The organism is Trebonia sp. (genome assembly GCF_049794275.1).
Classification (GTDB): domain Bacteria; phylum Actinomycetota; class Actinomycetes; order Streptosporangiales; family Streptosporangiaceae; genus Trebonia.
On record NZ_JBARCR010000930.1, the window covers coordinates 1 to 4,215 of the forward strand.

Genomic DNA, 4,215 nt, shown 5'->3' on the forward strand with positions numbered 1-4,215 from the left:
TAGCCGCCGCCGCCTTAGGTGGTCGATGTCACATCGACCACACTCTTTGGTAGACGATGTCACATCGACCACGTTCCGGGGGCGCGTGGCGGGGGCGCCGTGAGGACCAACCTGTCGATTGCGCAATTGTCCCGCTCTATCGGTTCGTGCCAATACCCCAACACGCCGCCTCACGATTGAGGCAACACACGCCTACAGGTCTCACCCAGCCGTCGACTGTAGCGGTCAGGTTTCCACCGCCAGCGTGGGAGAGGGAGCAACAGGGAGTCAGCCTCCGCACAGCGCAGCGGAGAGCGGCTGCTGACGACGCTCGAATGGGCAAAGCTGGCGTCGGACCACCCCACATGGGGTCATCTCCGGCATGGCGCGCAACCGCAGCGCGGCTAACGACGCGAAAACGGTGCCCGCGGTCGGCGCCACCAGGCCACCAAGCCGTCGAAGGCTTCACGTGCCGTCTATTACTGTCGATCGCGTATCGGCATGTCCGACCGAGGAGAGCTATGAGCCACGACGCGCCTGGCCAGCTGTGGGACGCGTTCGCCGACGCCATGCTTGCCGCGGGCCACGCCAGGGAGGGGCGTTCGCGGTACGCCGACAAGCCGGCCCTGTTCGCCGGCAGCCGCGAGATCGCCCACCTGGAAGCGGATGGGTCGATCGACCTGCGGGTCACCCGAGCGGGCTGGGCCCAGGCCAGGGCGGACTTCGCCGCCGACCCGGCCGTCCGCCGCGACCCAGCGCGCCGGGACTGGATCGAACTCCGCCCCCGGTCGGCCGCGGACCTCGACCGCCTCGTCCCTTTGCTAGCCATCGCCGCCGCCGCCAATGCCTAAGGCGCGGCGGCCCAGCGCAACCATGTCCTGGGAGGAAGCACATGCAGACCGCGATTGACCAGATCAGCGACCGCACCTACCGGATCTCCACCTATGTCCCGGACATCGGGCCAGGCGGGTTCACCTTCAACCAGTTCCTGGTGGACGCCGACGAGCCGCTGCTGTATCACACCGGGATGCGCGCGCTGTTTCCCGCCGTCCGCGCGGCGGTCGAGACGGTGCTGCCGCTGAGCAGGCTGCGGTGGATAGCGTTCGCCCACCTGGAAGCGGACGAGTGCGGCGCGGTGAACGAGTTCCTGGCCGCCGCCCCGCACGCGCAGGTCGCCCACGGTGCGCTCGGCTGCCAGCTATCGCTGAACGACCAGTGCTTGCGGCGGCCGCGGCCGATGCGGGACGGCGAGGTCCTCCAGCTCGGCGGCGCCGCGCTCGCCCGCCGGGTCATCGAGATCGCCACCCCCCATGTGCCGCACAACTGGGAATCGCACATGTTCTTCGAGGAGGAGACCGGCACGCTGTTCTGCGGTGACCTGCTCACCCAGCTCGGCGACGGGCCGCCGATCACAGGGGACGACATCCTGGACGCCGCGATCGCCGCCGAAGAGGTGTTCCACCAGACCTCGCTCGGCCCCGCGGTGCCCGCGACCTACCGGCGACTCGCCGACCTGGCGCCGCGCCAGCTCGCCATCATGCACGGCTCCGCCTACGCCGGCGACTGCCCGGCGCTGCTGCGCGCGATGGCCGATGTCTACGAGCAGCGATTCGGCTGCGCGGCCGCCGCCATCCCGGCACAGCCGCTGCCCGGCCACGACACCCCGCCACCCCGGCGATAACCTCCGCAACCCGCTACCGGTACGTGCCAACACCCCAACACGCCGCCTGACGATCGAGGCATCGTACGACCTTTAGCCCAAGCGCGCTGTGCGCCCGTGCGGATCTTCCCCGTCCGGGCGCACAGCGCTGGCGCGGCAGGGCGTTTAGTCGGTGTTCAGGTGATGCGCCAGGCTTCGGGTGGTAGCCGATGATAGGTGTCGTCTGTGGCGTCGGCGGCCAGGGAAACTGGCCGTGTCAGCAGCCGGTCACCCGCCCGCTGGAGGCATACCACGACGCCGAGGCTGCGGGATTCCACTTCCGCACCGGGCATGTAAACGAGTTCCGTATACGGCGGCCGGCTTTCCGCGCGGCTGATCAGCCAGTCCTCCAACTCCGAAGGGACCTGGCCCACCAGTGCCTTGCCGTCCCCGAGAACCTGCGGACCGCGGCGGGCGTCCACCGCGACGCCGCACAAGCTCGCGCCCGATGCGTAGTACAGCGTTACGCCCACTTCGATGTACGTGCCGCCCATGACGTTGAAATGCGAGTCATGCCAGCGGGGGTTCGGCCTGATGCCGCCAAGGGCGGCAGACGCTTGGTCCGGATTCATGCCGAAGTGCAGTGGCCCGACGCTCGCGAACGGCTCTAGCGTCCACTGCTTCCGCTGACTGTCCGGCACCACGTCCCACAAGCCCACGCGGGCCAGCCTAGGGCGAATCCATCAGAAGCACGAAGTTGCCCCGCCCGGGCTTGCCGCGTCGGTCCGACTTCTGGGTGGCGGCCGGGATCGCCGTCGTGGTCTTCGCTGTCATGCTCTATGCGAGTACCCCGGCACTGAGGAATCCGCGGGTGACCGGGGACCACCGCCTGGCCAGGCCAGCGCGCTTCATCAGCAATACCCAGCAGCTAATCTTCGCGTGTGGGACCCGCTTTGACGGTCGATGGCCGCCACGCTGAGCTCCGGCCCGACACCGATCCGGCATCTGTTGAGCCCGCAATTGCGTCCGCCGCTGCTGCGCAGGTTAGCCGGGGCGGCCGGTTCTTCTTGCAGTTCAGTGAGCCACTACCCAGTCCAGTTCTGCACGCCGCGGCCGATGCGCTCAGACGCCATCCTGGGGTCGTGTTCCGGGCTTACGGTCGCATGATCAGTCCCGGCCTGACCTGGCTCAGCGGGTTCGAGCACATCGAGCACCTTGCGCTGGACCTGTGGCAGGAAGAGAGTTTCGACATCCTGGGCAATTTCACTAACCTGCGGAGCCTCAGTCTCGGCGAGACAGCGTCCCGTCGCCCGTCACTCGCCTTCCTCAGACGCCTCCCGCAACTGAAGAGGCTCTGGCTAGAAGCCCACGACAGAGACTTCGACGCCGTCGCCGAGGTCACCGGCCTTGCGCACCTCGGGCTGCGCGTGCCGCGTGCCAGAAGCCTCGACCCGCTACGCGGTCATCCCGGAATCCAGGTGCTGACCATGGCGTTCGGCGGGATCCGCGACCTTGTTCCGCTTACCCACATGCCGCAGCTGCGCGGTCTGGAGCTGTACCAGGTACGCGGCCTCGATACCGGCGACTTCGATGTACTGGGCGAGTGCTGCGCGCTGGAGGCAGTCTCGCTCGGCGCCATGCGCAATATAGGCAGCCTCCGCGCGCTGGCACGCCATCCGGCAGAGACGCTCCAGATGCTCAATCTAGAAAAATTGACAGGGCTGGCCACGCTCGCTGACCTGGCAGCGTGCCACAAACTCACGCAACTGGGCCTGTATGACTCACGGCCGGCAGATAAGCGACTCGACGTGCTCCTGGAAATCCCCGCCCTCCGGCATCTCGTCGTCGGCGATGTCTACCCGGCCGAGCAGGTACACATCATGCGAGACAGCTTCCGCGGCCAAACGCTGCGCTATCGAGCCGAGACGATCCGCGGAGACATGCGCAACGTGGCCGTCAGGTGGCGCCAGCCGGTTCATGCCTACCTCGGCATCCTCGACTGATACGCGAGCCGTCCATGACGTCGCCTGCCAGTTCGTCGGCTGGGTAACGGAGCGGCACCCGGCTCTGCGGTTCGACCGCGAGGCCGGCTCGCCTTCCAGGCGTCATATCCGGTACACGACCCCCATTGAGCATCCTCTAGTTCGCTCCGCGACCCGTTGCCTGGGAAATTGTGTTGTCGTGGACCGCCTATCGGTGTCAATTGCGCAATCGGCATGACGCGGACGCAGCCTGGCTTGCCGCTTCTTGCTGTTATCAGGGTAGGTTGGCTAACGCTGGGGATTTGACCCCAAATAGGGGTCGGATCTTCAGCGCTAACCAGTCTCGCCAGCGGCCTCGGCCGCTTCTTGCTGTTATCAGATATCGTCGCGGGTGCCCCGGTGATAGTGGGTCGTTAGGCACACTAGGGGGTGCACAACGACCCATTATCTTCGCTGATGGGGACCGCGGTTCCCCTGAAAGCGTGGAGACATCGGTTTTGCGATTCTGGCCAGTACGGGCTGTCCTTGTTGCGTCCGCGTCCGGCCAGGGGCAGGGCTGTGCCCTGCCCGCTTTTCCTGCTCCCAGGGGCCGCAGGGGTCCCCGGGGTCCAGGGC

The 4,215-nt window shown here is 67.1% G+C and carries 4 protein-coding genes; 3 read left to right on the forward strand and 1 reads right to left on the reverse strand.

Annotation, left to right across the window (positions count from 1 at the left end; all coding sequences use genetic code 11):
• Positions 1-500 precede the first annotated feature (500 nt).
• Positions 501-830, forward strand: a complete 330-nt coding sequence (locus WA805_RS23945) for a luciferase family protein (RefSeq protein WP_425243458.1) — start codon at positions 501-503, stop codon at positions 828-830.
• Between the two features lie 41 nt (positions 831-871).
• The gene (locus WA805_RS23950) at positions 872-1,660 is read left to right on the forward strand and encodes a hypothetical protein (RefSeq protein ID WP_425243459.1); all 789 of its coding nucleotides are present in this window, start codon (positions 872-874) and stop codon (positions 1,658-1,660) included.
• 155 nt (positions 1,661-1,815) lie between these two features.
• Here the strand turns inward: WA805_RS23950 and WA805_RS23955 are convergent, their stop codons facing one another.
• On the reverse strand, positions 1,816-2,337 hold the full coding sequence (locus WA805_RS23955) for a hypothetical protein (protein ID WP_425243460.1): 522 nt from the start codon (positions 2,335-2,337) through the stop codon (positions 1,816-1,818).
• A 423-nt stretch (positions 2,338-2,760) separates the two neighbouring features.
• Between WA805_RS23955 and WA805_RS23960 the strand changes: the two genes are divergently transcribed.
• On the forward strand, positions 2,761-3,621 hold the full coding sequence (locus WA805_RS23960) for a hypothetical protein (RefSeq protein ID WP_425243461.1): 861 nt from the start codon (positions 2,761-2,763) through the stop codon (positions 3,619-3,621).
• The last annotated feature ends 594 nt before the right edge of the window (positions 3,622-4,215 follow it).

Coding starts and splice junctions, on each gene's coding strand:
- WA805_RS23945 (WP_425243458.1), top strand. CDS start 501: ATGAGCCACGACGCGCCTGGCCAGCTGTGGGACGCGTTCGCCGACGCC.
- WA805_RS23950 (WP_425243459.1), top strand. CDS start 872: ATGCAGACCGCGATTGACCAGATCAGCGACCGCACCTACCGGATCTCC.